Annotated in this window: 1 protein-coding gene; it reads left to right on the top strand. The window is 66.2% G+C overall.

Translation table 11 applies throughout. The annotated features are described in order from the left end of the window. Positions 1-163: 163 nt before the first annotated feature. Positions 164-468 (top strand): MaoC/PaaZ C-terminal domain-containing protein (locus IAI51_RS27770; RefSeq protein WP_262410399.1); only part of this gene is annotated, 305 nt, incomplete at its 3' end.

Below are 468 nucleotides of genomic sequence, written 5' to 3' on the forward strand. Positions count from 1 at the left end.
AGCGAGCATGTGTGCGCCCGCGCGTGGCCGGCTGGCCCGACTTCCAGTTGGCGCTGTCACACCTGGTGCGCGACGCGGTACTTGCCCATCGCGTCGACCCCGTGGTGCTCGACGCGATCGAGCGACTACCCGAACTCCACCTGAAGCAGCCGGAGGGCATCGCATGACCCATTTCGAGGAGTACGTTCTTGGCTCGACCCGGCGCAGTCACGGCCGCACCGTGACCGAAGCAGACATCGTGTTGCACGCCGGCCAGACGGGCGACTTCTTTCCGCACCACATGGATGCGGAGTTCGCGAAGTCGCTGCCGGGGGGCCAGCGCATGGCGCATGGCACGCTCATCCTCTCGATGGCGGTGGGGATGCTCGCCGGCGAGATCAACGAGGAGGCGATGAGCTACGGCTACGACAGAGTGCGCTTCATCCGCCCCGTGCACATCGGCGACACCATCACCTCGCGAAGCGAGAT

The organism is Pseudomonas sp. N40(2020), assembly GCF_014472415.1.
In the GTDB taxonomy this organism is placed as follows: Bacteria; Pseudomonadota; Gammaproteobacteria; order Pseudomonadales; family Pseudomonadaceae; genus Aquipseudomonas.